The 22,917-nt window shown below is 41.7% G+C and carries 21 protein-coding genes, 1 pseudogene and 1 CRISPR repeat array; of the genes and pseudogenes, 9 read left to right on the top strand and 13 right to left on the bottom strand.

Features of this window, described 5'->3' with window-relative positions; genetic code table 11:
* Positions 1-12: 12 nt before the first annotated feature.
* The 13 genes from EAE91_RS04175 to EAE91_RS24900 form a co-directional block, all read right to left on the bottom strand.
* Positions 13-429, bottom strand: coding sequence for a hypothetical protein (locus tag EAE91_RS04175; RefSeq protein WP_214087381.1), 417 nt, complete (start codon positions 427-429; stop codon positions 13-15).
* A complete protein-coding gene (locus EAE91_RS04170) occupies positions 426-872 on the bottom strand; it encodes a GPW/gp25 family protein (RefSeq protein WP_214087380.1) in 447 nt (148 codons plus the stop codon). The genes EAE91_RS04175 and EAE91_RS04170 overlap by 4 nt, the downstream gene beginning before the upstream one ends.
* A 12-nt stretch (positions 873-884) precedes the next feature.
* Positions 885-2,486, bottom strand: a complete 1,602-nt coding sequence (locus EAE91_RS04165) for a phage baseplate assembly protein V (protein ID WP_214087379.1) — start codon at positions 2,484-2,486, stop codon at positions 885-887.
* Entirely contained in the window at positions 2,483-3,166 is a 684-nt protein-coding gene (locus EAE91_RS04160; protein ID WP_214087378.1) for a CIS tube protein, read from the bottom strand. The genes EAE91_RS04165 and EAE91_RS04160 overlap by 4 nt, the downstream gene beginning before the upstream one ends.
* Positions 3,153-3,332 carry a DUF5908 family protein gene (locus EAE91_RS04155; RefSeq protein ID WP_214087377.1) on the bottom strand — a complete coding sequence of 60 codons (180 nt, stop codon included), beginning with the start codon at positions 3,330-3,332 and terminating at the stop codon, positions 3,153-3,155. The genes EAE91_RS04160 and EAE91_RS04155 overlap by 14 nt, the downstream gene beginning before the upstream one ends.
* Positions 3,329-3,787, bottom strand: coding sequence for a phage tail protein (locus EAE91_RS04150; protein ID WP_214087376.1), 459 nt, complete (start codon positions 3,785-3,787; stop codon positions 3,329-3,331). Before EAE91_RS04150 ends, EAE91_RS04155 begins: the two co-directional genes overlap by 4 nt.
* Before the next feature lie 35 nt (positions 3,788-3,822).
* Positions 3,823-4,998 (bottom strand): phage tail sheath family protein, encoded by a 1,176-nt coding sequence (locus EAE91_RS04145; RefSeq protein ID WP_214087375.1) that lies wholly within the window; start codon positions 4,996-4,998, stop codon positions 3,823-3,825.
* Positions 4,999-5,049: 51 nt separating this feature from the next.
* Positions 5,050-6,444 carry a phage tail sheath family protein gene (locus EAE91_RS04140; protein ID WP_214087374.1) on the bottom strand — a complete coding sequence of 465 codons (1,395 nt, stop codon included), beginning with the start codon at positions 6,442-6,444 and terminating at the stop codon, positions 5,050-5,052.
* 11 nt (positions 6,445-6,455) lie between these two features.
* A complete protein-coding gene (locus tag EAE91_RS04135; protein ID WP_214087373.1) occupies positions 6,456-7,538 on the bottom strand; it encodes a phage tail sheath family protein in 1,083 nt (360 codons plus the stop codon).
* A 174-nt stretch (positions 7,539-7,712) separates the two neighbouring features.
* On the bottom strand, positions 7,713-8,162 hold the full coding sequence (locus EAE91_RS04130) for a phage tail protein (protein WP_214087372.1): 450 nt from the start codon (positions 8,160-8,162) through the stop codon (positions 7,713-7,715).
* 564 nt (positions 8,163-8,726) lie between these two features.
* Positions 8,727-8,909, bottom strand: a complete 183-nt coding sequence (locus EAE91_RS04125; RefSeq protein ID WP_214087371.1) for a hypothetical protein — start codon at positions 8,907-8,909, stop codon at positions 8,727-8,729.
* 3 nt (positions 8,910-8,912) lie between these two features.
* On the bottom strand, positions 8,913-9,875 hold the full coding sequence (locus EAE91_RS04120; protein WP_214087370.1) for an Rpn family recombination-promoting nuclease/putative transposase: 963 nt from the start codon (positions 9,873-9,875) through the stop codon (positions 8,913-8,915).
* Positions 9,876-9,975: 100 nt separating this feature from the next.
* Positions 9,976-10,230, bottom strand: a complete 255-nt coding sequence (locus EAE91_RS24900) for a hypothetical protein (RefSeq protein WP_376744762.1) — start codon at positions 10,228-10,230, stop codon at positions 9,976-9,978.
* A 32-nt stretch (positions 10,231-10,262) separates the two neighbouring features.
* Between EAE91_RS24900 and EAE91_RS04110 the strand changes: the two are divergent.
* The 9 genes and pseudogenes from EAE91_RS04110 to csy2 all read left to right on the top strand — a co-directional run.
* A pseudogene (locus EAE91_RS04110) lies at positions 10,263-10,644 on the top strand (transposase); the annotation flags it as partial.
* Between the two features lie 319 nt (positions 10,645-10,963).
* Positions 10,964-11,860 carry a phage tail protein gene (locus EAE91_RS04105; RefSeq protein WP_214087369.1) on the top strand — a complete coding sequence of 299 codons (897 nt, stop codon included), beginning with the start codon at positions 10,964-10,966 and terminating at the stop codon, positions 11,858-11,860.
* 412 nt (positions 11,861-12,272) lie between these two features.
* The gene (locus EAE91_RS04100) at positions 12,273-12,542 is read left to right on the top strand and encodes a hypothetical protein (RefSeq protein ID WP_214087368.1); all 270 of its coding nucleotides are present in this window, start codon (positions 12,273-12,275) and stop codon (positions 12,540-12,542) included.
* A 521-nt stretch (positions 12,543-13,063) separates the two neighbouring features.
* Entirely contained in the window at positions 13,064-13,492 is a 429-nt protein-coding gene (locus EAE91_RS04095) for a hypothetical protein (protein WP_214087367.1), read from the top strand.
* Positions 13,493-14,280: 788 nt separating this feature from the next.
* A CRISPR array of direct repeats spans positions 14,281-15,089; the repeat unit is 28 nt; unit sequence GTGCACTGCCGTACAGGCAGCTTAGAAA.
* Positions 15,090-15,294: 205 nt separating this feature from the next.
* A complete protein-coding gene (cas1f, locus tag EAE91_RS04090) occupies positions 15,295-16,275 on the top strand; it encodes a type I-F CRISPR-associated endonuclease Cas1f (protein WP_214087366.1) in 981 nt (326 codons plus the stop codon).
* Positions 16,272-19,559 carry a type I-F CRISPR-associated helicase Cas3f gene (gene cas3f / locus EAE91_RS04085; RefSeq protein WP_214087365.1) on the top strand — a complete coding sequence of 1,096 codons (3,288 nt, stop codon included), beginning with the start codon at positions 16,272-16,274 and terminating at the stop codon, positions 19,557-19,559. Before cas1f ends, cas3f begins: the two co-directional genes overlap by 4 nt.
* A gap of 99 nt (positions 19,560-19,658) precedes the next feature.
* On the top strand, positions 19,659-19,919 hold the full coding sequence (locus EAE91_RS04080) for a type II toxin-antitoxin system prevent-host-death family antitoxin (RefSeq protein ID WP_214087364.1): 261 nt from the start codon (positions 19,659-19,661) through the stop codon (positions 19,917-19,919).
* Positions 19,920-20,586: 667 nt separating this feature from the next.
* Positions 20,587-21,945 (top strand): type I-F CRISPR-associated protein Csy1, encoded by a 1,359-nt coding sequence (gene csy1, locus EAE91_RS04075; RefSeq protein ID WP_214087363.1) that lies wholly within the window; start codon positions 20,587-20,589, stop codon positions 21,943-21,945.
* Positions 21,942-22,910, top strand: coding sequence for a type I-F CRISPR-associated protein Csy2 (csy2, locus tag EAE91_RS04070; protein ID WP_214087362.1), 969 nt, complete (start codon positions 21,942-21,944; stop codon positions 22,908-22,910). The genes csy1 and csy2 overlap by 4 nt, the downstream gene beginning before the upstream one ends.
* The last annotated feature ends 7 nt before the right edge of the window (positions 22,911-22,917 follow it).

Below are 22,917 nucleotides of genomic sequence, written 5' to 3'. Positions count from 1 at the left end.
TGAAGGGAGAATTTATCCGGCACTGACAGTATATTGGCTGGCAATAAAACGACCTTTTCCCATACTCGGCGTGGTTACATCCGGGCCACTCGATGGATTATTCGCCGGTTGTGTCGGGGTGAAACGGGCGGTAAATTGCTGGCCGACAATAATCACCGTGGCCGGGCTGCGGCAAAAGTTCGCCTGCTGGCTGGCATCCAACTGAGCAATAGTGACCATTCCCATACCGGGTATCGGGTGGCTCGGGGTAATATATTGCGCTTGAAATTGGACCTTTTTTTCGTCACCTACAATGGCGATCTTTTTGCCTTGGATCTGGGCGTGTCCGCTGCCTCTAATGGTTGCCGGTCCCAGAAGCGTGACTTGCCGGTTGCCGAATAACGGTTCAAATAGCAGATTGTCGCCATCCACCACACATTGTTTACTCATAAGTGTACCCGTATTCGGCCTTCGCTGACTTCAAGGGCACCTTCAATCTGTTGGTTGATGTCGCTGCCTCTCAGGGCGTAAGTCACCTGAACATGCAGGGTATTGGGCAAGTCCGTTCTCTGATTGACCTGAATCATCGTGATTTCCGCGCGTGGTTCATAGCGCAGTACTCGTTCTTCAATGCGAGTTTGAATTTCTGCTATCAGTGCATCATTGATATTGGCAAACAGATAATCATTCAGGCCACAACCGTAATCTTCACGCATAATTCTTTCACCGGGTTCAGTGAGAAAAAGAATTTTCATGCTTTGACGAACATTCTCTGCCCCTGCTGCCATTTGGACACCGGTGGGTATTTCTGGAGGCGTATTATCTTTAATAAAAAACTTTGGCGGAAAGGCCCAACCCCGGCCATAAATATCGGCTAATATGTTGTCTGTCATTTCGCTGTCCTATTATTGTGTTAAGTTAATTTTCGCACCTTTAATATCGACGCCGGACTTTCCAGTGGCTGACAGGGATTTTTCAGCCTGTAGGTTAATTTCTTGGGCTTTAGTGATGAGATTTTTCGCCGAATCTAGCGTGATATCTTTATCCTGTTGCAGTGATAACGAATGTTTTCCGCTATTAAGGGCGGCAATTTTATCTTGATGATTGAGCACTAATGCCTGCTGATTATCCCCTTGTTTAATAACCAGGGTTTTTATTGGATTTTTTTCACTGGGTTCGATTGGCGTTTTATTTTTCGGGTTGTGCATAGCGCCTAATATCACCGGGAAGCGGGGATCACATTCAAAGAAACCGATAATCACCTCATCCCCCGGTTCCGGGTAGAAACAGAATCCGCTTTCATGACTGGCATAAGGTTTACCCAGTCGGGCAAAAAGAACGCTATTGGTTAAACTTAACGCCGGTATTCTGACCGGAATTCGGTCCAGTGACTGCTTGTCCTGTTGGTATTTTTCCACTATCCCCACATGCAGCTCTCTAACCGGTGGGACCGCCGGTTCTGTCTCTGGCAACAAGCCCAGAGTTAACCGAGTGCGCCAGCCTTGCCGCTGATTGATGGTTTGACTGACGCCGGTGATAACGCCTTTACCATCCATTCCCTGCCCAAAGCCGCTTAACGCCAGAACATCCCCCGGTTGATAACGATCACCGCCTTCGACTTCAACATTGCCGGAGACATTATGACTGCGCAGGTTATTCATCATGCCTTGAGCAAGGTATTTGGCTTGTTCATTATCTTGCGGATAGCTAAAAACCCATTGCCATGTCTGATCGGATAAAGTTGCCAGACTGTCTGATGCGAGTTGACCACTGCCAAGCCGACTGTTTTTTGCTTGAGTGGCTTGAGACAGCTTCTGTTGTGCGATATCCCAGGATTGTACGCTCACCGTTTTGGGACTGTGCCGGTTATCCCATTGCAGATCCGCCTCAAACAGCACAATGTCTTGATCGCCGGCACGTTGTTTAATTGTGTGCACGGTTGATTGATTAAGTGATTCTGGCGTTGCCAGCGTGACTGTTTCGTTACCGGGTAATAACCAGATATTGGTAGCGGCCAGCCGGTTTTTTAAGAATTTCCAGTCATGGCAGCGAAACTGGACCATTTGTTCATGCTTAGTTTTAAGCTGAGGAGCTTGTTTTATCGTGACGGGTATACCTGCTTGACTGAATAGTTTTCTGATAATGGCTTCATCACTTTGCTGACTGAATAGTTGTGAATGGAAATTATCAGTGAGTTTTTGCAGTGGATGTTTCGCCGTTAGAGTAATCAGACTGTCGTGACCTTTGAACTTAAGCGCTTGTCGAACAATGATCCCCTTAAACAACACGGTTTTTTGCAGTCGCACGATCAATTCTTGATTGGGCCGACAACGGGTGAGTTCAGCTTGCGCTTTGGCGGCAAAAATCGCGTTGGCGTCACCGGCTACGCTAAGCGTGATATTGGCTGTGGGGATACCGTTGATTTGATGGTTTACGGTCAGACTAATGACAGAAAACTGGCTGAGTGTTTTTCCCGCTATGTTAACGTCTATCGCCGGTATCTTCATGCGTCCCCCTGTGCCTGTAGCGTTTGTCCTGGGGTGAAATCATCAAGATTATCCAGATTGTTTTGCCAGGCGAGGGTAAGGTAATCAATGCCGCCTGCCAGAGAAGCCCCAGCGCCTAAGGCGATTAACGGCAGAGAGAGCATATCGGTCACGCTGACTGCGGTGATCGGCGGTGATTTTAACTGCTGTTCAGTGGCTTGAATAACAAAGCTTTCGTCTGCGACTAAGGATAAGGTGGCGCTAGCCCGTAATGGCGTCGCATCACGATCAAATAGGGTGTAATTAATCGCAAGGCCGCTGGCTCGGCAGGCGAAATAACCTTTGTTTTCCCAGCGCATTTTGCCCCATTTGATTTTGAGGAAGTGGGGAACGCTGGTGCTGGCATCCACCGTACACAAGGCTTTCAAAGTTGCGAGTTGGGTTTCTACCGGGATAGTGTTGCCCGGCATGGTGGCGTCAAATAGCAGGACTAACGTCAAACCGGCGGGTTGTGATAGAACATAGCGGCTGCTTTGGCTGGCATTGTTAATGCTTTCATCCTGTTGATAGCGGGTTTGATAATCGAGCTGAATCCCATCGGGGTTATACATCGCCTGTAAGCTACCGACGGAGATTTTTCCTTCCCGGTCTTTAAAGGCGGTCAGGGTGAGTTTGGACAGGCTGCGTTCAATTAAGCTCATAATAGCCTCCGGTTTCACGCAACGCCTCTAACACTTCCCGTTTGACTCTCTCGATCAGACGGGCGTTATCCAGCGTCTCTTGGGCTAATGTCGGTGGTGTGGTGGGATTACGCTCGGAATCAGTCACTTTAGCCTGAATAATCAGCTCTTTAATTTCGACGGTCATACTTTCACTCCTAACCAGCGCATATCTTGATAACGCAACTCCAGTGAGTTCACCAAAACAGTGTTGCTATTGGCGTCAAAGTCTCCGGTGGACCAGCGCACCGGGAGCGCGTTGCTTAATGTCCAACTTGCCACGGGTAATGAATGTTCATTCAGTAACATAATCACGACATCGGCATAGACCGCTTTTTCGCCACGCAGGACACGATCAAACACCAGCGTGAGGGGTGTTACCGTCATCACACCGCGCTCCAACATCAGACTGCCATGTTGGATTTTTTCGGCCAGCCAGGTATTTCTGGCGTTTTCCCCGCCTTGGCTGTGTTGGGTGGTTTGCAACTCGCGGCTCAGGCCCGATATCCGTTGAAAGGCGATATCCAGTGGACTGGGAATGTTGTTAAAAAGAAAACTGGCGATAAAACGGTGTGACACTGCCGGGGTGTAGAGGTTGTTCATATTTTGCCTCTGTTTAACTTTTACTTCTGTTTAACTTAGCGGGTGGTACCGGTATGGGTATCAAATGTCAGGTTTAGCTCAATAAATTCGGCGGGAATTAAGACCGCGAGGCTGATTCTGATGATCATTTTTCCGGCCCGGATATCGGCTTCACTCATTGATTCACCCACACCTAATAACACTTTGAACGCCTGATCTTCTTCGGTTCCCCGTAGCCCGCCGTTTAACCATAATTGACGCAGCCAGTTGTGGGCTTGACCTTTAAGCTTCATCCAGGTGATGGCGTTATTGGGTTCAAAGATGAAGGCCCGGCCCAGTTGAGTCATATGAGTTTCGATATAAGAAACTAGACGGCGGATCTGAATATAACGCCAGAGAGAGCCGGGGGTGTTGTCCAAGGTTCGGCATCCCCAGATCCTAATGCCTTTACCGGGAAAGCTGCGCACCAGATTCAGTGAGGTGCCATCCGGGTTAAACAGGGCATTCGCTTCAATATAAGCGCGTACCGGGCTAATCACTTTGGTTAACGCGATGTTGGCCGGCGCGGTCCATACGCCTTGTTGGTTATCGTTACGCTGGATGACGGCAGCCACGGCGGCGGTCGGTGAAAGCACGATAGGATTTTGTGTATTATCCTGATAGGCACTTTTTAGCAGCGGCCAGTATACGGCCCCCCATTGCCGATCAGCGGAAGAAAACCGTTTTAAACACTCTGCGGCTAATGTGGGATTGTCCGGGGCATCCAATAATCCCATGATACCGCGTCGGCTTTTGCAAAGATTGAGCACCGATTGCCAAAATTGTAACCAGAGATCTCTTTGAGTATAGGAAACCTCAGCCTGATTAAAGCGGATAACATCCGGGGTGATAATCAGGGTAATGTCGTTTTCTGCGGAAATCGTTTGTGTCAGCCACGCTTGTTGCAGCGCGGTGATCAATGACGAAAAATCGCTTGATGGCTTCTCCGTACCCAGTGACAGCACATAAGCTTGCTGGCCGCCGTTTTCAAAGAAATGGCGCACGGAATAGTACATTAATCCTGACTCAGGAAATGACCGGGCAAAATCGGCCAGGCTGTTGAGCTTGATAGCGATTTTATTGACCGGCGATGAGGTATAACCAATAAAAACCGGTATACCGATAAACGAGTCATCTTGCTTTGGGGATATCAGATTTTCTGTGACGGTGACGCTCGGCTGTATTATTTCCATTATCGTCTCCTTAACGACTGAGACGCGGCGTTTAACCGCGTCTCAGTACGATTACTGTGCTACCTGTTGTGAAAACTGAAGGATAATAAATTCAGCCGGACGAACAGCGGCCATACCCACTTTGACAATCATTTTCCCTTGTTTAATGTCGTCGTCAGACATGGTGATACCTTTGCCAATCTGAACAAAATAGGCTTCCTGTGGTTTATTTCCCGCTAATGCTCCTTGTTGCCATAAAGAGTAGAGATAGTTGTCAATGGCTGACTTCACCCGTTCCCAGGTGGGTTGGCTATTGGGTTCAAAGACGACGGATTGCATCGCTTGTTTGATATCCCGCTCTGCGCTATTAAAGAGCCGCCGTACCGGAATGTAACGCCAGTTGTCATCATTTTTCAGCGTCCGTGCGCCCCATACCACAAATCCCCGATGATTGAAGTAGCGGATGGCATTAATGCCCTGTTGATTCATGGTGCCTTGCTCATCGTCATTGAGTCGTTCAGTGACATCACTAATTCCGCTTAGCACGACATTCGCCGGGGCTTTCCAGACACCACGGCTGGCATCGGTAGCACAATACACGCCTGCCATCACTGCACTGGCAGGAATCGTGTTGCCGTTGGCGGCTATTTTGTCTTGTATTGCTTTAACCGCTTGTTGGTAGACAGTTGAGTTTTTCTGTTTGAGTTGTGTCAGGTTGGTGATGGCATCGGGTTTTGTTGCTGCATCTTCATAACCTGAAACTGTTATAGCACTATCTTCCGCTTGCATAAGTTGTGAGACTTTCACCGCCGGATAGTAAGTTGCGGTTTGCGATTGCACATTAACGCCCGGTATGCTGGTTTTAGTTTGGCTGTCAGCGATAAGGAAATAGCCGGTATTCAATAATGCGGGGGTTAAGCTGCTATATATTGCACTCTGGTAAGAAGAATCCTGTTCAGGGCAGACGATTAAGGTAATCTCCAGAGCCTGCTCAATTAACTCAGGGATTAATGCCGAAGTGGCAGTATCTTGGGGATTAGCAACCGGCAGGATATAACAAGGCCCACCGCCATTTTGAAAATAAAGTTTTACCGCATCACTGCTGGTTGTATAGGTACCAACAGCGACAGCGTAAGTGTAACCGGAACTTGTATCACCCGCGTTAAGAGCGATATCGGTTGTAGCAACAACCGCAGCATCACTTTCAACTTTCCCGGAAGGCGGAGTGGGAGGCGGTGGCGTTGGTTTAGTCGATGTGATGGCGATTGACGTAATACAACCGACATTAAAGAGATTCGTAAAATCCAGCCAGCTACTAACACGTATCGCTTTTAAGGTTGCGCTGGTTTTTTTAGGCTGGAAGCGGCCAATAAAAACAGGTATTGCGGTGTTCCCGTGGCTGATAGAGAGCGATAATGACGCATCTTCTTCAATATAAACGCCGGGATAGGTCGGTGTTGTTGGCATGTTGCCTCCGATTATTGTGCGATATTCTGTGTGAACTGCAAGATAATGAATTCGGCTGGACGAACAGCGGCCATGCCGATTTTGACGATCATTTTGCCCTGCTTAATATCGTCATCAGTCATGGTGACGCCTTTACCGATTTGAACAAAATAAGCCTGTTCAGCTTTGCTACCCATCAATCCGCCTTGTTGCCAGAGGGAATGGAGATAGTTATCAATCGCCCGGCGCACCGCTTCCCAAGTGGGTTGGCTGTTAGGCTCAAATACTGCGAAACTCATGGCGTTTTTAATGTCTCGTTCCGCGCTGTTAAACAGGCGACGAACCGGGATATAACGCCAGTTATCGCTGTCCTCAAGGGTTCTGGCTCCCCAGACCAGCGTACCGCTCTTAGGAAAGGTACGGATCATATTCAGCGCCTTACCTTGGTTATATCTCCTTTGCAGGTCGTCAGTCATCGGATATTTAGGTTGTAATCCGCCCTGAACAGGAACGTTGGCGGGAGCTTGCCAGACGCCCCGGTTGTTATCGACACTGGCATAAATACCAGCCATGACGGCGCTCGGTGGAATGTCAACCAAGGCTCTCTTTTCTCCCCATTCAGCGGTTAGCCAGGGGTAGTAAACCGCGCCATATTGAGTTGCCGGATAAGATTTAACAACATCGTCTGGCTGTAGGCTTGAGGTTATTTGGGTGGTTGGGCCATCAAAAATGGCGAATAATCCTTTGCCTGATTGACAAAGTGTCCCGACGGCGGTGGTGATCTCTTCTCCGGCGGCAACCAATAGCGTGACATCATCAAGTACCGGAACTTGCTGTTCTAAATCTTGAGTTTTGACGAGATAAGCATATCCACCGCCATTAATAAAATAGGCCCGCAGTGCGATATCCAGTTTATCGGAAGGATTAAATTGCCCACCTTTTAATGTCAAATACTCTAGCCAGCTACTAACGCGAATATAGGGTTTACCTGATATTAATGAATTATTATTTGCGACGGCAAAAACAGGTACTGCCGTTGCACCCGCACGAACCGAGAGTGCGGGTGAAGCGTCCTCTTCAATATAAACGCCGGGATAAGTTGGGGTTATTGGCATATTGCCTCCAGGTTATTGTGCGATATTTTGCGCAAACAGTAGGATGATGAATTCGGTCGAACTAATGAGCCATGCCAATGTTGATCATCATGTGTTAGTGCATGGATCATTAGTGATGTCAGCCGATTGTTTTCTTTAATATAAACTCCGGGATAGATCACTATTGTGGATCTATTAAGGTGCTTGAATGGTGACTCGATCCGCGACCAGTGCTATTTCTTGAATAGCGATATCATTGCTGGTGGCATCAAAAGAAGGGGAGGTGAATGACGTTGGGAAAGCATTTGTCACATTCCAGGTCATTAGAATTTCGGTGCCGGCTTCGTTGGTCAGGCTAATTGCGATATCTTTTTTCTCAACTTGATTAAGTTGAATAGAATTAATCCAGTCAAAAAGCTTAGTGTCGCCGGAGAAGACGCCTTTACGCAGAGTCAGATTGATCGATTGACGTTGGCCCGGCATTTTATAGTAATTACCGGTACCATCTTTATATTCGATGACGTCATGAGAAATATCGAGCCCGGAAACGTTGTTAAAAGGGATTTTTTCATCACCAATAGAGACAACAAACCGATAAGCAGGAATGGGATAGTCAACAGCAATTTGTTCTGGAGTTATAGCCATGATTTTTTCCTTGATTGTTTACATTTGAAATATGAGGAAAACGTCTATTACTTTGTTTTCCTTAGTACCTAACGATTGGGTATAGCTACCGCAACAACCTGATTTATAGAGGTCTTTGTTCGTATTAAAGAATGTGTTCAATGATTATTTAAATCACTTTTGATAAAGCGAGGTGATTATAGAGAATGGATTTTTAGGTGGTAGCATCAATTAATAATGATGTTTATTTTTAATTGATGTGGCGGGTTTTGATGATTTTGTGTATCAGCGTTAGTTTATTGCTTTCTGTAAACGTGAAAATAAATAACAGGTGTGATTTTCATGTTGAATAATATCATGCGATTATGGGGTTTTTCATTGTCAGGTGGTTTTGTTCTTTAATAATTTCAACAATAAATTAATTGTTGAATAAAAATATAATCATGAAAATGATTGCTAGTGAAATTAGTTAGAATGATTATTGGGGTGAAAAGAGAGAACAGCGATTTCAGAAGCACGTGGATTCAAACCCAGTCTTTCGCTTGGAATGTAAATGTGTCGCTTCTATGCGTTTTGTGCATTGACTCAAGCATTTTTATGCCGATAACGTATCAATAGTAAGTTTGTCGGACGTTTGTCCAAGTCCACCCTGGTGATTTCCATCACCGTTTCACGGTCAAGATTCATGCCTCGGTGACTGTTCTGCCAGTCACCGTAAGATTCTCTTTTAACACGAATCGTTGAATACTGATTAAGAACTCCCAGCACGAGTTAGTGGCGTATTTGCTCAAGTTCGTTCTGACTCAGGCCGGTGGTTTTCATCACCGTTTCACGATCAATTCCGCTGTTCAGCAATGCATGAGCAATTTTTAACGTTGCCTCCTGGCGTCCTTCTTGGCGTCCTTCTTGGCGTCCTTCTTGACGTCCTTCTTGGAGTCCTTCTTGGAGTCCTTCTTGACGCCCTTCCTGACGTGCTTTATGTTCCAATCTTTGCGCTATTGTCATCAGTACCTCCTCATACCTCGGTGACTGCTCTGCCAGTCGCCGGATAAAACCCTCTGGATCGGCGGTATCTCCCGCCTGTAATAAGTAGTTTAGCACGCTTCTTAGCTGCTCTTCCGTATGGTAACCATACGCCAGCAATATGGACAGTTTTTGCAGTGATCCCATCATATCACGCTGCCAGATATGCTTTTGTACCATTTCCAGTAGCGCGACCCGTTTATGCGTCAGGATTTCATCATCCGAAATTACCGTCACATCTACCAACGGGAATGGACCGGAATAGAGCTCCTTCGCCAGAGCTGGATCATCGAAGCAGTCTAGCCAATTGGTACTCCAGGGATATGGCTGTATTTTCCCGTGATAGAACAACACCGGAATGACCAGCGGTAATTTTTCATGTCCCTGTTCCAGATGCCGTTGCATGGCTGAAATACTATAGCGCATCAATCGAAATGCCATCATTTTGTCCGGGGAACTCTGGTGTTCGATCACGCAGTACACATAACCGTCACCTTGCACCGTTTTCAGTGAATACAAAATGTCGGAATAATGCGCCCGCAGATTGTCTTCAATAAACGACCCTGATGCCAATTGCAATGTATCCAGATCACAAACTGCCCGTAATGTCGCAGGCAAATGTATCTCCAGAAAGTCTCTGGCCGTATCAATATGACTTAAAAACTGTTTGAAAATAGCATCATGTGGCGTTGGTGTGTTTTTTTTCTTCATAGGCGAATAATAGCATACTTTCTTTTATATTGAAGGAATATTAAGCAAGAAACTGAGCGGACTGTGATGTCTTGAATTTCCCTCTTAATCGAAGTTCAGGTTAATTATCAACATAACTTGTTACTGGATTTGTATTGATATAAAAGCGCAAAGCCTGATCATTGCGACTAAAACAATATCCTAAAATAACATGATAATCCGCGGAATTAATAATTTCTTCCATCTCCTTATAGGTAGTTTTTCTGACATCTTTGATATGTATTGGCTTACTTTTATAATAACTTCCTTTTCTATCATCTTTGTCTTCATTAAAAAATAGCTTTTCACGTAATTCTTTTCTTCTGACTCCATTAATATTAGCATCCCAATTGAACCCGAAAGTGTCACCGTGAGATCCCGTTAGCCAGAAAACCTTATCGCAAACGCTATGGTCGCTATGAAAGAAGAGGCAAAATTAAAAACCGGGTCAGTATTGATGTTCGCCCGGAAATCGTTGATAAAAAAGAACGTATTGGCGACTGGGAAGGGGATACGATAATGGGGAAAGACAAAAAAAGCGCCTTACTCGCCCTGGGAAAGAGGGATAAATGAGAATATCAATGGACTCATCAGACAATACTTTCCAAAGGGAACTGATTTTAATGAAGTCTCTGATCAGGAAATAAATTTTGTGGTAAACCGATTAAATAATCGCCCCCGAAAAACCCGGGGAGGGAAAACCCCGAATGAATTATTTAAAGGAATACGAACATGTTTACTTCCGGATTAACGATGTTGCACTTATTATGTGAATCCAAGCAATGGTTTTGTTGATGTTGAGTTAGGATACTGAATGAGGTTCAGTCTATAACTTGGAATAAAAAAACTGTAGTAAGAAATGAAAAAGGGGAAAGATTAGTAACTTCTTGATATCGAATTGCTTATTGTAACCAATTATACAAAATTAGTTAACCTTATAAGGAATAAGAACAACACTTTATTATTTTTCTAAACTAGACTTTGATTGGCATGAGTTGCAAGGTGATTGTTTTTATATTGATTTAAATATATTGATTATGAAATGGTATTATTTTATTTAAGGAAGGTATATGAACCAAAAAAATGATTTTAAAGCATTTTCTATTAGTGATGATGCTAATATAGTGAGTCAAGAAAAATATGAAGAAAGTCAGAATTTACAGACGGGGTTTCCACCGGAGAATGTTTCTACACATGTGTTAAATAAGGTATTACGCCAGTCCTCAATAATATCATCTGTTGTGGCTAATTTTATTGCAGAACAATCTGGTGCTGAGGTTTTGGATAATGGAGACATAGCCAAACTTACCGCACAATTAAATCAAGCATTAGAACAAAAAATTGCAACAAGCATTCCCAACGCTTCATTAACACAAAAAGGTGTTATCCAGCTTACAAATGTGATTGGCAATAGTGACACATTGGCTATTACACAAAAGCTTGCTCAGGAAATAGTAAATTCATTACGTGAATATACAGATAATCGAATTGAAACAATCAGTGAAGTTCCTGTTGGTTCTCCTATTCCTTGGCCATTGCCTCATCCACCTACTGGCTATTTTACTTGTAACGGTTCAGCTTTTGATAAATTACAGTATCCAAAGTTAGCAGAAGCTTATCCTGACGGTAAATTGCCCGATTTAAGAGGGGAATTTATTCGAGGCTGGGATGATAAACGAGGTATTGATAGTGGCCGTAGAATTTTAACTTCTCAGGGGGATGCCATCAGAAATATTGAGGGTTCATTCGCCGGCATGATAGCACCAAACTATCATTTGGCAACAAGAGGGGCTATTTATGCTAGTCAAGTTCTTGGAATAGCCTTAGATGGCACTTTCAAATCATTAAATGTCTCTAACGGGGATACTCCATATGGCTTTGGATTCCTGGCGTCAAGGGTTGTTCCTGTAGCTTCAGAGAATCGTCCTCGTAATATCGCATTTAACTATATTGTAAAGGCTGCATAATGATAGGGCCATTTGGCCCTTATTGTTCACAGTGATAGCAGCTTACTTTCCCATTATTCAATAATTTCTCTCTTTTCTTTTAGGTAGTCGTAATTTAATAATGATATTTTTATCATTGCAGTTATTTGGTGAGATATATTACAAGCAGTTTTATCTGTAAAATTAATGTTTATTTCTGAGTAGTTAATTGTTTTCATTTATTAATAATGTAAAAGTGGTTCGGTAAATATAATTGGATGTGAAATATATTCATGAGCTTACTAATATAATATTTGGTGGCTTAATAATGATTTTGTTCGGTAGCAGAAAAAAGGATAATCAAGAGAATTACGTAAACTGCCCGTTTTGTGCTGAAAAAATTAACCTAATGGCTATTAAATGTAAGCATTTTGGGTCTGAGATTAAAGAATAAATGGAACTAAAAAAAGAGAAAATGGATCTAGAGAAACTTAAAAGTTTCACTCCATCAGAACTTGCTCCTTTTTCATTTTATCGGTGGGGAAGAGACGGTAATGAGCTGGTTGAAGATAAGATTAAAGAATTAACGGAACGATTAATTAAATCTAGTCCAGAAAAAATGGTTAATGAAATTGAAAGCTATTACCGCATAGAAATAGAAAATTTGGCTAAGAGACTACCCAAACAACTCAGGAAAGAATTTCATGAGAAATATACTTATTGATTATATGCATCGAAATCTCAAAATAGTTAATAAAAATCCATTGGAAATAAATTGTTTTTTAATAAACTCTGATATTTTAAGTAGCTCAGTGAAACAATATAAAATCACAAGGATGTGAATTTGTCTTGATTTTCTAGCGATAATGATTAAAAATTGATGCTTAATAACTTTTTATTCTATTAATCCTTATGTTCGACAAATTCCAAATGGTTTTTTTATAATTAATTTTAATTGAAATGCATGTGATTTTTTAGAATTAAAAATAATGGTTTATAGATTTTTTAATGCAAAGAATTAATTTGATTTTTATATGAAAAATTAATTTATTTAAATGGTTTTTACCTTCAATAATATAGATGGTTTAAAATATCAGGGGGAGCATGGAGTAGAAAAAACTAATGAATTATTTAAAGGAATATGAAATTATTTATTCATAGAGTGATAATATTGCATTTGTTAGTTAAATCAGGAGTGGTTGAATTCTATTTTCATACAGTAACTATACCAAAGGAGATTGAAACATGATGTATTTGGTTAAAGGTGTTCAATATCAAACATTGGTAAATATCCCTAAAAATATTGGGTTAGGATATTCGGGGCGTAACGGTAAGGTTCACCTTATTGATGGTGAATTCCTATTTTATGGTTCTGTTGATATTCAAGGTGAGAACGGGCCTATCAATAAAAAAACGGAGGTTGATGCTAACTGGACGGTAAAATTTAATGAAATGCCTTGTGATAGTCAGGGGAATATCTTACTCAAATCTCACTGGCTTAGTCCTGCGAGCAATGATAGCTGGCTTATAAAAGATAAAATGCGGCTCATGATTCTTTGCTCAAAAGAACCAACTCATCGATTGATTCTTGAGACCGGTGAAATCATTGATAATAAAATTGACAACGATTATCTTCGTAACATGATATTTTCTTACACCATACTACGGCGCTAAGAGTAAGCAATGCGTTTAACTTAAGAAATGTTCTGATATTTTTGGGGCATTTCCTTAATTATAGAGATAATCCACCATTGTTTAGATGGAATGGAATATGGGATACATGAAAAAATAACCTAATGTTTTTATTTAAGTATGGGAATAGCTGCTGAAATGGATTAATAATTAATTGATATAATGGTGATATATTCTGGAGGTGAGTCATTATAGGACTATTAGCTAATAAAATAGGTGAATGAAAATAAAATAATTCATGAGTAGATGAATTTGATTGAAATGGTGGCAGTAAATAATCATTTTTTACCTGTAATGTTTATATTTGGTTTCATAATAACATGTAATATATATTATATCTTTAATCAAGATAATTATGTTGCTGGAAATATGAATTGGATACTTGGTAAATTGGGTAACATTGAATTTTTCAATATTTAAGTACATGGTGAAATTAATACAACTGTTGGAATATTGGATGATGTCACTATTGAAAGAGGCTGCGAGATTAAGAGGTACTGATTTTTGTTGATAATCGAGTTCAGTGAATTGGCTTCATCATCGTTGAACGCTTTATAGGCAACAATTCTCACTTACTGCACAGATCTTAGGACAGACGACTTAAGTATGTGATGATATTTTTGCTGCTACCTTATTTTTACCCTTTTTTTGAAGGGAGTTGTAATTGATTGATTTTATGGATAAATTAATTATCACTTATAAAAAGGGTTTTTTCACTTTTTAGTAGCTATGCTCTTTAAAAATCAACACGTTGAAGTTAATATGTAACAGTGCACTGCCGTACAGGCAGCTTAAAAAACATGGAAAAGAATCTCATCAAAGTCCTTAATGTGCACTGCCGTACAGGCAGCTTAGAAAACTCGATTTGTTCGTCACGCAAAGCCGTATAAGTGCACTGCCGTACAGGCAGCTTAGAAAATGAAGAGATGGTGGAGTTGACTGGGTATGAAGTGCACTGCCGTACAGGCAGCTTAGAAAAGGCATAAATAATTGGACGGTAGCGTGGATGAGTGCACTGCCGTACAGGCAGCTTAGAAATTAGCCGCAGAGCCGTGAACGTAACGGAGTTCGTGCACTGCCGTACAGGCAGCTTAGAAAATTTGCTGCGTATCGAACGCATTGGTATTGATGTGCACTGCCGTACAGGCAGCTTAGAAAGCTATCGGCGCAGATTGTCGGCGGTTTGTTACGTGCACTGCCGTACAGGCAGCTTAGAAAAGTCAGGTGGGCATCCTTGAACAGTCGGAAGCGTGCACTGCCGTACAGGCAGCTTAGAAATGAAAAAACTGACTATGATACGGCTTTAATGGGTGCACTGCCGTACAGGCAGCTTAGAAATTGTTGATATGCGCCTAGATTCTCATCTTCACGTGCACTGCCGTACAGGCAGCTTAGAAAACATGATAATACGAGCGGCGTATTTTCTGAGGGTGCACTGCCGTACAGGCAGCTTAGAAATACAGCAGAGAAAGATGATTGGGATAAAAGGCGTGCACTGCCGTACAGGCAGCTTAGAAACCGGCGCGGAGGGCTGGCTTAATCGCTCGGGAAGTGCACTGCCGTACAGGCAGCTTAAAAACAGAAGGTTTTCCTCTTCTCCTATCGAGTGTGCTGCTACACAGATAGCTTAGAGTATAATTATTCCTGTTTAGGAAAGGTACTATGCTGTTAATTAGTAAAGAATTGTAAATTTTTTTAATTTACCTTTGTGATGTTTTACTTATGTAAAATTTATACATAGTATTTACCATAAGTTAAATTAATTAGTTAGGTAATTCTACATTATGGATAACAACTTTTCTCCGAGTGACCTTAAAACTATTTTGCATTCCAAACGCTCGAATATTTATTACCTGCAATATTGTCGAGTATTAGTCAATGGTGGCCGCGTTGAGTATGTCACTGATGAGGGAAAGCAATCCCTGTATTGGAATATCCCAATTGCAAATACCACCGTTATTATGTTGGGAACGGGTACTTCTATTACTCAGGCAGCAATGCGTGAATTTGCTAAGGCGGGTGTTTTAGTTGGTTTTTGTGGAGGTGGAGGTACACCGCTATTTGCGGCTAATGAAGTTGAAGTTGATATATCTTGGCTGACACCGCAAAGCGAATATCGCCCTACGGAGTATTTACAAGATTGGGTGAGTTTTTGGTTTGATGACGAAAAACGATTAGCCGCAGCAATTGCTTTTCAAAAAATTCGTATCGCACAAATTCGTGAACATTGGCTAAGTATTCGAATGTTGCGAGATAACGCTTTTATATTTAATAGTGAGAGTTTATTGTCATTACTCACACGTTATGAGCAGAATCTTGCAAATTGTCGCGATAATAAAGACTTAATGGCTCAAGAAGCTGTGATGACTAAAGCATTATACAAATTGGCGGCAAATGCAGTGAGTTATGGCGATTTTGTTCGGGCAAAACGCGGCGGCGGTGTCGATTTGGCCAACCGTTTTCTTGATCATGGTAATTATCTGGCTTACGGATTGGCGGCTGTTGCGACTTGGGTCATTGGTTTACCACATGGTTTGGCGGTGTTACATGGTAAAACCCGTCGTGGTGGTTTAGTTTTTGATGTTGCTGATCTGATTAAAGATGCGTTGGTATTGCCACAAGCATTTATTGCGGCAATGGAAGGAGAAGATGAACAGGAGTTTCGCCAACGCTGTATTAGTGGATTTCAAAAAGCTGAGGCATTGGACACTATGATTGATGCCTTGCAAACAACGGCTCAACAACTGAGTCAGGTGGCACGATGAATATTCTTTTAGTCTCTCAATGTAATAAACGCGCGCTAACAGAAACCCGCCGAATTTTGGATCAATTTGCTGAACGTAAAGGTGATAGAACTTGGCAAACGGCTATCACACTGGAAGGTTTAAATACTTTGCGTAAGCTATTGCGTAAAACGGCACGTCGTAATACGGCGGTGGCTTGCCATTGGATAAAAAGTGGTGGTCAAACTGAGCTGTTATGGATAGTCGGGAATTTGCGGCGCTTTAACTCACGAGGAGTTGTACCTACAAATACAACACAACGTGATGTGCTGAAAAGTCAGGATGAAAATCATTGGCATAGTGTAGAGGCTATCAGCTTATTGGCAGCGATTGCCGGGTTATTTCATGATTTTGGTAAAGCTAATGCGTTGTTCCAGCAAGGTTTACGAGGAGATGGGCGGTTTCAACCATATCGACATGAATGGGTATCTCTGCGGTTATTTCGGGCATTTGTTGATAATCAAAATGATAAGGAGTGGTTGACTTCGTTAAGTCAGATTGAGCCTAGTGATGAGGATAAGATTCTTTCCCGTTTGGTTAAGGATGGTATCAATTCCTATGTAAACCCTTTTACTGATTTACCGCCATTGGCAACCACTGTTGCTTGGCTAATCCTCTCTCATCATCGTCTTCCTGTTTATCCTAGTTATGACGATCGGTATGTACGCAGACCACAATTAAAAGATATTGATAGTTGGCTGATTCACTTAGAACCGTCATGGAACTCAGTCAACATGGATAATAAGGACTGGAGTAATCAGGATAAACGTGATGTCTGGACATTCCCAAATGGTACACCTATCCGCAGTCAGACTTGGCGTCAGAAAGCACAAAAATTTGCGCGAAGAGCGCTGCAATCAACGTCATTATCGCAATATGGCAATCTGAACCAGCGTTTCACCAGTCATATGTCTCGACTGGTTTTAATGCTGGCCGATCATCATTATTCATCGTTGCCTGCAACTTTGGGTTGGCAGGATGTTAACTATGATGTGTTTGCCAATACTGATAGAACCACCGGTAAGTGCAAGCAGCGATTAGATGAACATAATATTGGTGTTGGGCAGAATGCTTTATTATTAGGGAGAAGCTTGCCACATATCCGCAAAACGCTACCTGCAATTACTCGTCACAAAGGATTTAAACAACGTAGTAAAGACGAAAAATATCGCTGGCAAGATCAGGCATTTGATGCGGCGTGTGCTTTGCGTGAGCGTTCAGTAGAACAAGGTTTTTTTGGCATTAATATGGCTTCTACTGGTTGTGGTAAAACTTTTGCTAATGCACGCATCATGTATGGATTAGCTGATGAAAAACAAGGATGCCGTTTCTCTATCGCTTTGGGGTTAAGAACGTTAACGTTACAAACCGGTGATGCATTACGTAAAAGATTGCATTTGGAAGAAGATGATCTGGCGGTGCTTATTGGTTCTCAGGCAGTGAAAGAATTACATCAACTCCGCCAAAAGGCGCTTGAGCCTGATGTGGGTAGTATATCCGCAGAAGAGTTATTTGCAGAGCATCAATATGTCAGTTATGACGGTAGCTTAGATGATGGGCGTCTGAGTCATTGGCTACGTAAAGATAATAAACTTAATAAGCTACTTAGCGCCCCTGTGTTGGTGGCAACCATCGACCATTTAATTCCCGCTACTGAGGGTATTCGTGGTGGAAAGCAAATTGCACCTATGTTGAGATTGCTCACTTCTGATTTAGTGTTAGATGAACCTGATGATTTTGATATTAACGATTTGTCGGCTTTATGCCGATTAGTGAATTGGGCAGGACTATTGGGTTCGCGGGTATTGTTTTCATCTGCCACGTTACCACCTGCGCTGGTTCAGGTGTTGTTTAATGCTTATCGTGCTGGACGTCAAGATTACCAGTTGGCATGTGGTCAACCAGGTGCCCCGGTGAATATCTGTTGTGCTTGGTTTGATGAATATGAAACAACTCAACAGGATGTGGTCGATGCATATCAGTTTCAGGAACAGCATAACATTTTCGTTAATAAGCGTATTAGCAGGCTTAAAGAAACGGTGCCATTGCGTAAAGCTGAACTTGTACCGATTATTTCTGAAAGTCGTAAAGTTAATGGTGTTATTAATACTATCGCCGAAGTGATGCATCACTCTATATTGAAATTGCGTGAGGAGCATCATCAAACTCATTCGTCGGGTAAAACCGTCTCTATTGGTTTAATCCGTATGGCAAATATTGATCCATTGGTTGCTGTTGCACAGCGGTTATTACAGATACCATCCCCTAAAAATGTACGTATCCATTATTGTGTCTATCACAGCCAGCATCCTTTGGCGATACGTTCTCATCTTGAACATCGGTTGGATTCAACGTTAACACGATACGATGAAGAATCGTTGTGGCAGGTGGCGGAAATTCGCAAAGCATTAGAAGAGACACCAGAAAGGCATCATATTTTTGTGGTAATAGCAACCTCTGTAGCTGAAGTAGGGAGGGATCACGATTACGACTGGTCCATTGCCGAACCCAGTTCAATGCGTTCATTGATACAACTTGCTGGACGTATTCAACGTCATCGACGAAAAGAACCACGGGTGCCTAATCTGCATATTCTGGCGAAAAACTATAACGCACTTAAAGCGACTAATTTAGAACATCCGGTTTATTGTCGCCCAGGGTTTGAATCGAAAGATTATCTTTTTGCTAGTCATGATTTACATGAATTACTGGAACCTTATCAATATGAACTAATCAGTGCATTGCCGAGAATAAAGGAACGCGATAATGCTGGAGATAGTTCACCGTTTGAAAATTTGGTCGATCTTGAGCATCAACGTTTATGGGAAGAGCTTCAAGGTGTTTCTGATAATAAACACGGTTACTGCTCAGCTCTTTGGTGGCGAAAACAGGTTTCATGGTGTGCGGAACTTCAACTCTATAAGCCATTTCGTAAGCCTGAAATTGGTTATAAATCCGATCGATTGTATTATCTGTGGCTTGAAGAAGAGGGTGAAAAGGCGAAATTTATGGCTCCAGACAGTGGTCCTGCTGGGATAAAAGACGATGGTAAGTTTAAGGATGTACAGGAGCTATTGTTTGCGTCGGGTGTAAATATTTGGATTGAACTTGATACTGAGACCATTTACCAGAATCTGGCTGGTATCCATGAGATGGAACTAAAAGATATCAGCCAGCGTTTTGGTGAGATTTGCCTCAGGGAAAAAAATGACGGAGAAGAATGGTGCTACCACCCATTTTTAGGGGTGTTTAGAGAAGTTAGTTGAATAATATGCGGTGTTTTTAGGTAATGATCGTGGTGATTGTCGTTCGATTCGATCAAACTAAGCGAGTCGAACGATATCGATATTAGCGAGACTACAAATATGTATGCACTTTTTGCCAATGAAGCTAAAACTCACTTTGGTGATGTGTTGTTAAGAGCGCAGCGTGCTCTAATCCAGATTAATAAGAACGGCAAGCCAGTGGCTGTTGTTCTATCAATAGATGAACATGAAAACATTGAAGCGCTTAAGATTCAGTTTTTGAAATCCAGAACAATTCAAGCCGAAGCTGATATTGAAGCAGGCAACCTAGTTGATGGTGAATCGTTTTTTGATGAACTAGAGACAGGCAAGTACGACTAATGTTGTTCTTCTATTGTTTAACACCGTATGCCCAAAGAGATCTGTTCGAAATCCGCCGATTCGAGAGAGAAGTGATTTAATGTGGCTGATTGTTTTGAATTGAGGCTAGAGATGGAAAACATTAAATGTATTTGGCTGTTATCACGTATGGTAGTCGAAGAATTTTATGCTCGTTTGAGCTTAATGCCTATGGATAACGCCCAGTGTTTTGTATTAAGCTTATTTATAACGAGCAGTACTATGAAAATTATATATAAAATTGCGAGTTACCCCTCAAAAGTACTTAAAAAAGGGAGACTTTTTTAAAATAAATTGAACGTTTAAAGAAATAAACTGTCTAATGAATATGTCGTTGATAATGAGATGTTATGAGCATACTGATTCATCTTGAATTGGCAGAAGAAACAAATTTAATACCATGACTTGATTGATACCCTATTTCTCATTACTACAGCGATACATTAGGGTGATTTTTAGGTATTTTGTTGTGGAATATACAGAGGCCAAATCTTGGTAAAGAGAATGAACGGAGTAAATTAAAATACCTTGGTTAAGGTGATGAGCTCAAAGCTGAAGTATTTATTCGTTGATGATGTACAAAATCATGTTTTCGCGCTAAATTTAGCAGACAACCAGATAATCATTTTGATAAGGTAGGTAAGAGCCTATGAATGAAAATGGATTGAGTCGATTTATTGTCGATTATATTGAAAGCCGTAAACAATCAAAGCTGGAGGCTTTTGATAAAGAGGCTGAAAAAAAATTGGCAAAACTAACCTCTATGGAGGATATTACGCTAGCTAAACAAGAATTAGCTGAAAAACGCAAGGAATGGGAAGAGCACTATGAAGTTAGAAATTGGTTGGATGATGCGGTTAATCGAGTGGATCAAATCCGCTTAGTGACACATGTGCTGAAATTTACTCATACTGATGCAAGAGGTAGCAGTATTTTTGCGGTACAATCAAAAGCAAATGTAAAAAAAGATATTAAATATCTTTCCACGGCAGCTTTAGATAAACCTGCCATAGATGCGGCAGGAAATGCGGCTGCTCTTGATATTGCGAAATTATTATTAACGGAATATCGGGAAGGTGATTCATTGCTGGCAAATATAAATCGGGCAGACTATTCAGCACTAGCTGCACTGGCGAAAAATCAGCAGCAGCTTGAATTATGGATCAATGGGTTTAGTCAAATTTTATCAGATAAACGACTTTCTTCACATAGACTAGCGAAACAGCTTTATTTTCCTGTTGGCTATAATAAATATCACTTATTAGGCCCACTATTTTCTTCATCTCTGGCACATACCATGCATCAGCGTATTACTGGAGCACGCTTTGGTGAATTATCTAAAGAAATTAGCAAAGCGAAAAAAGAAGAATCTTGGCGTCCTGAAATTATCGCGATTTATCCTAATACTGCTGTGCAGTATTTTGGTAGCACTAAGCCACAAATTACCTCTTATCTTAACAATATGCGGGGTGGACGAGTCTATCTTTTACCATGTTCAGCTCCTGAATGGAAAAATATGACTAAACCACCTATGAAACATAGGTCTATTTTTGATCTGGATTGTGAGTTTGTATCATTAGTCCGTAGCACTATTTGGCAGATGCAACGGTATTTGTTAAGGGTACAAAAATATGAAAACACATTAGAGATCCAACAATGTCGTCAGGGATATGTTGATGAAATTATTGATATTTTATTTAACTATGTCGTTGTCATACAAAATTTGATTGAGATGAAAGGTTGGAGTGCTAATGAAGGTTGTGAGTTAAAACGAGCTCAACAACTTTGGCTTGATCCTTATCGTTGTCAGCAAGATGAAACGTTTAAATTTGAACGCGAAGGTGGTGACTGGAAAAAAGAGATAGCCGTAGATTTTAGTTACTGGCTGAATCAGAGTTTAAGGCATGAGCGGTTAGAAATGGGATTATCTGAACGTCGTGAGTGGGCTTCTGTGTTTAAAGAGCGGCTACGTGAATTTGAGGATGAATTGCCAGAGGTACCGTTATGAGCCATTTAATTATTTTACATCATATTCGAGTAGAGAATGCTAATGCTATTACTGGTTTAACCTATGGTTTTCCGGCAATCACTCACTTTCTTGGGTTTACTCATGCTATCTCACGTAAGCTACAAGAAAGCTATAATCTAAGACTAGAAAATTGTGGTGTAATTTGTCATAACCACCAACTTCATGTATATCAGTCCGATCCAATTAAAGATAAAGTTTTTGCATTAACTCGCAATCCTCTAACCAAAGAAGCAAAAACGGAGACGATTAATGAAGAAGGTCGTATGCATATGACAGTTTCTTTATTAATAGAATGTTCTGGTGAAATTGCTGGCGATACAGAAGCTAACGAATTGGAACAATATTTACTGGAGATATGTCCAACTCAGCGACTAGCCGGTGGTACAATCACTGAAATTACTAAAGTCAATGTTATTGCTTTTCCGCAAGAAGAACAGGCAACCCGTAAATTAATGCGTCGTTTATTACCGGGTTTTGCCTTGCTAGATCGCTCTGAATTGTTAGCTGAACACTACGAAGAATTAAAACAGGATAATCCTCAAGCAGAGATGATTGATGCCTGGCTTGATTTTTCTACTATTAAAATGCGGGCTATTCCTACTCAGGATGATAAGCAACCTGAAATTGGTGATCCTGCATCTTGGGAATATATTCCTAAACCAGGTTCTGGATATTTAGTCCCTTTGATGACAGGTTATCAAGCGATATCACCATTATATTCCGCCGGGACAGTAGATAAAACTCGTGATCCTAATACTCCATTTCGTTTTGTTGAAGCAATCTATGGGGTAGGTGAATGGAAAAGCCCGCACCGTATTGATGATATTCGCCAGTTACTCTGGTGTTATGACTATCAAGAGGGAGAGGGTATATACAGGTGTTGTAATCAACAGTCTGTTTCCCGTCAATCCAAACCCAATAAGAAAGTAAGAATAATCGACTGATTAATTT

It is taken from the genome of Photorhabdus noenieputensis (assembly GCF_018448935.1).
GTDB classification, from domain to species: Bacteria; Pseudomonadota; Gammaproteobacteria; order Enterobacterales; family Enterobacteriaceae; genus Photorhabdus; species Photorhabdus noenieputensis.
Note: the sequence above shows the minus strand (reverse complement) of the source record. Positions and strands in the feature narration are given on the sequence as shown.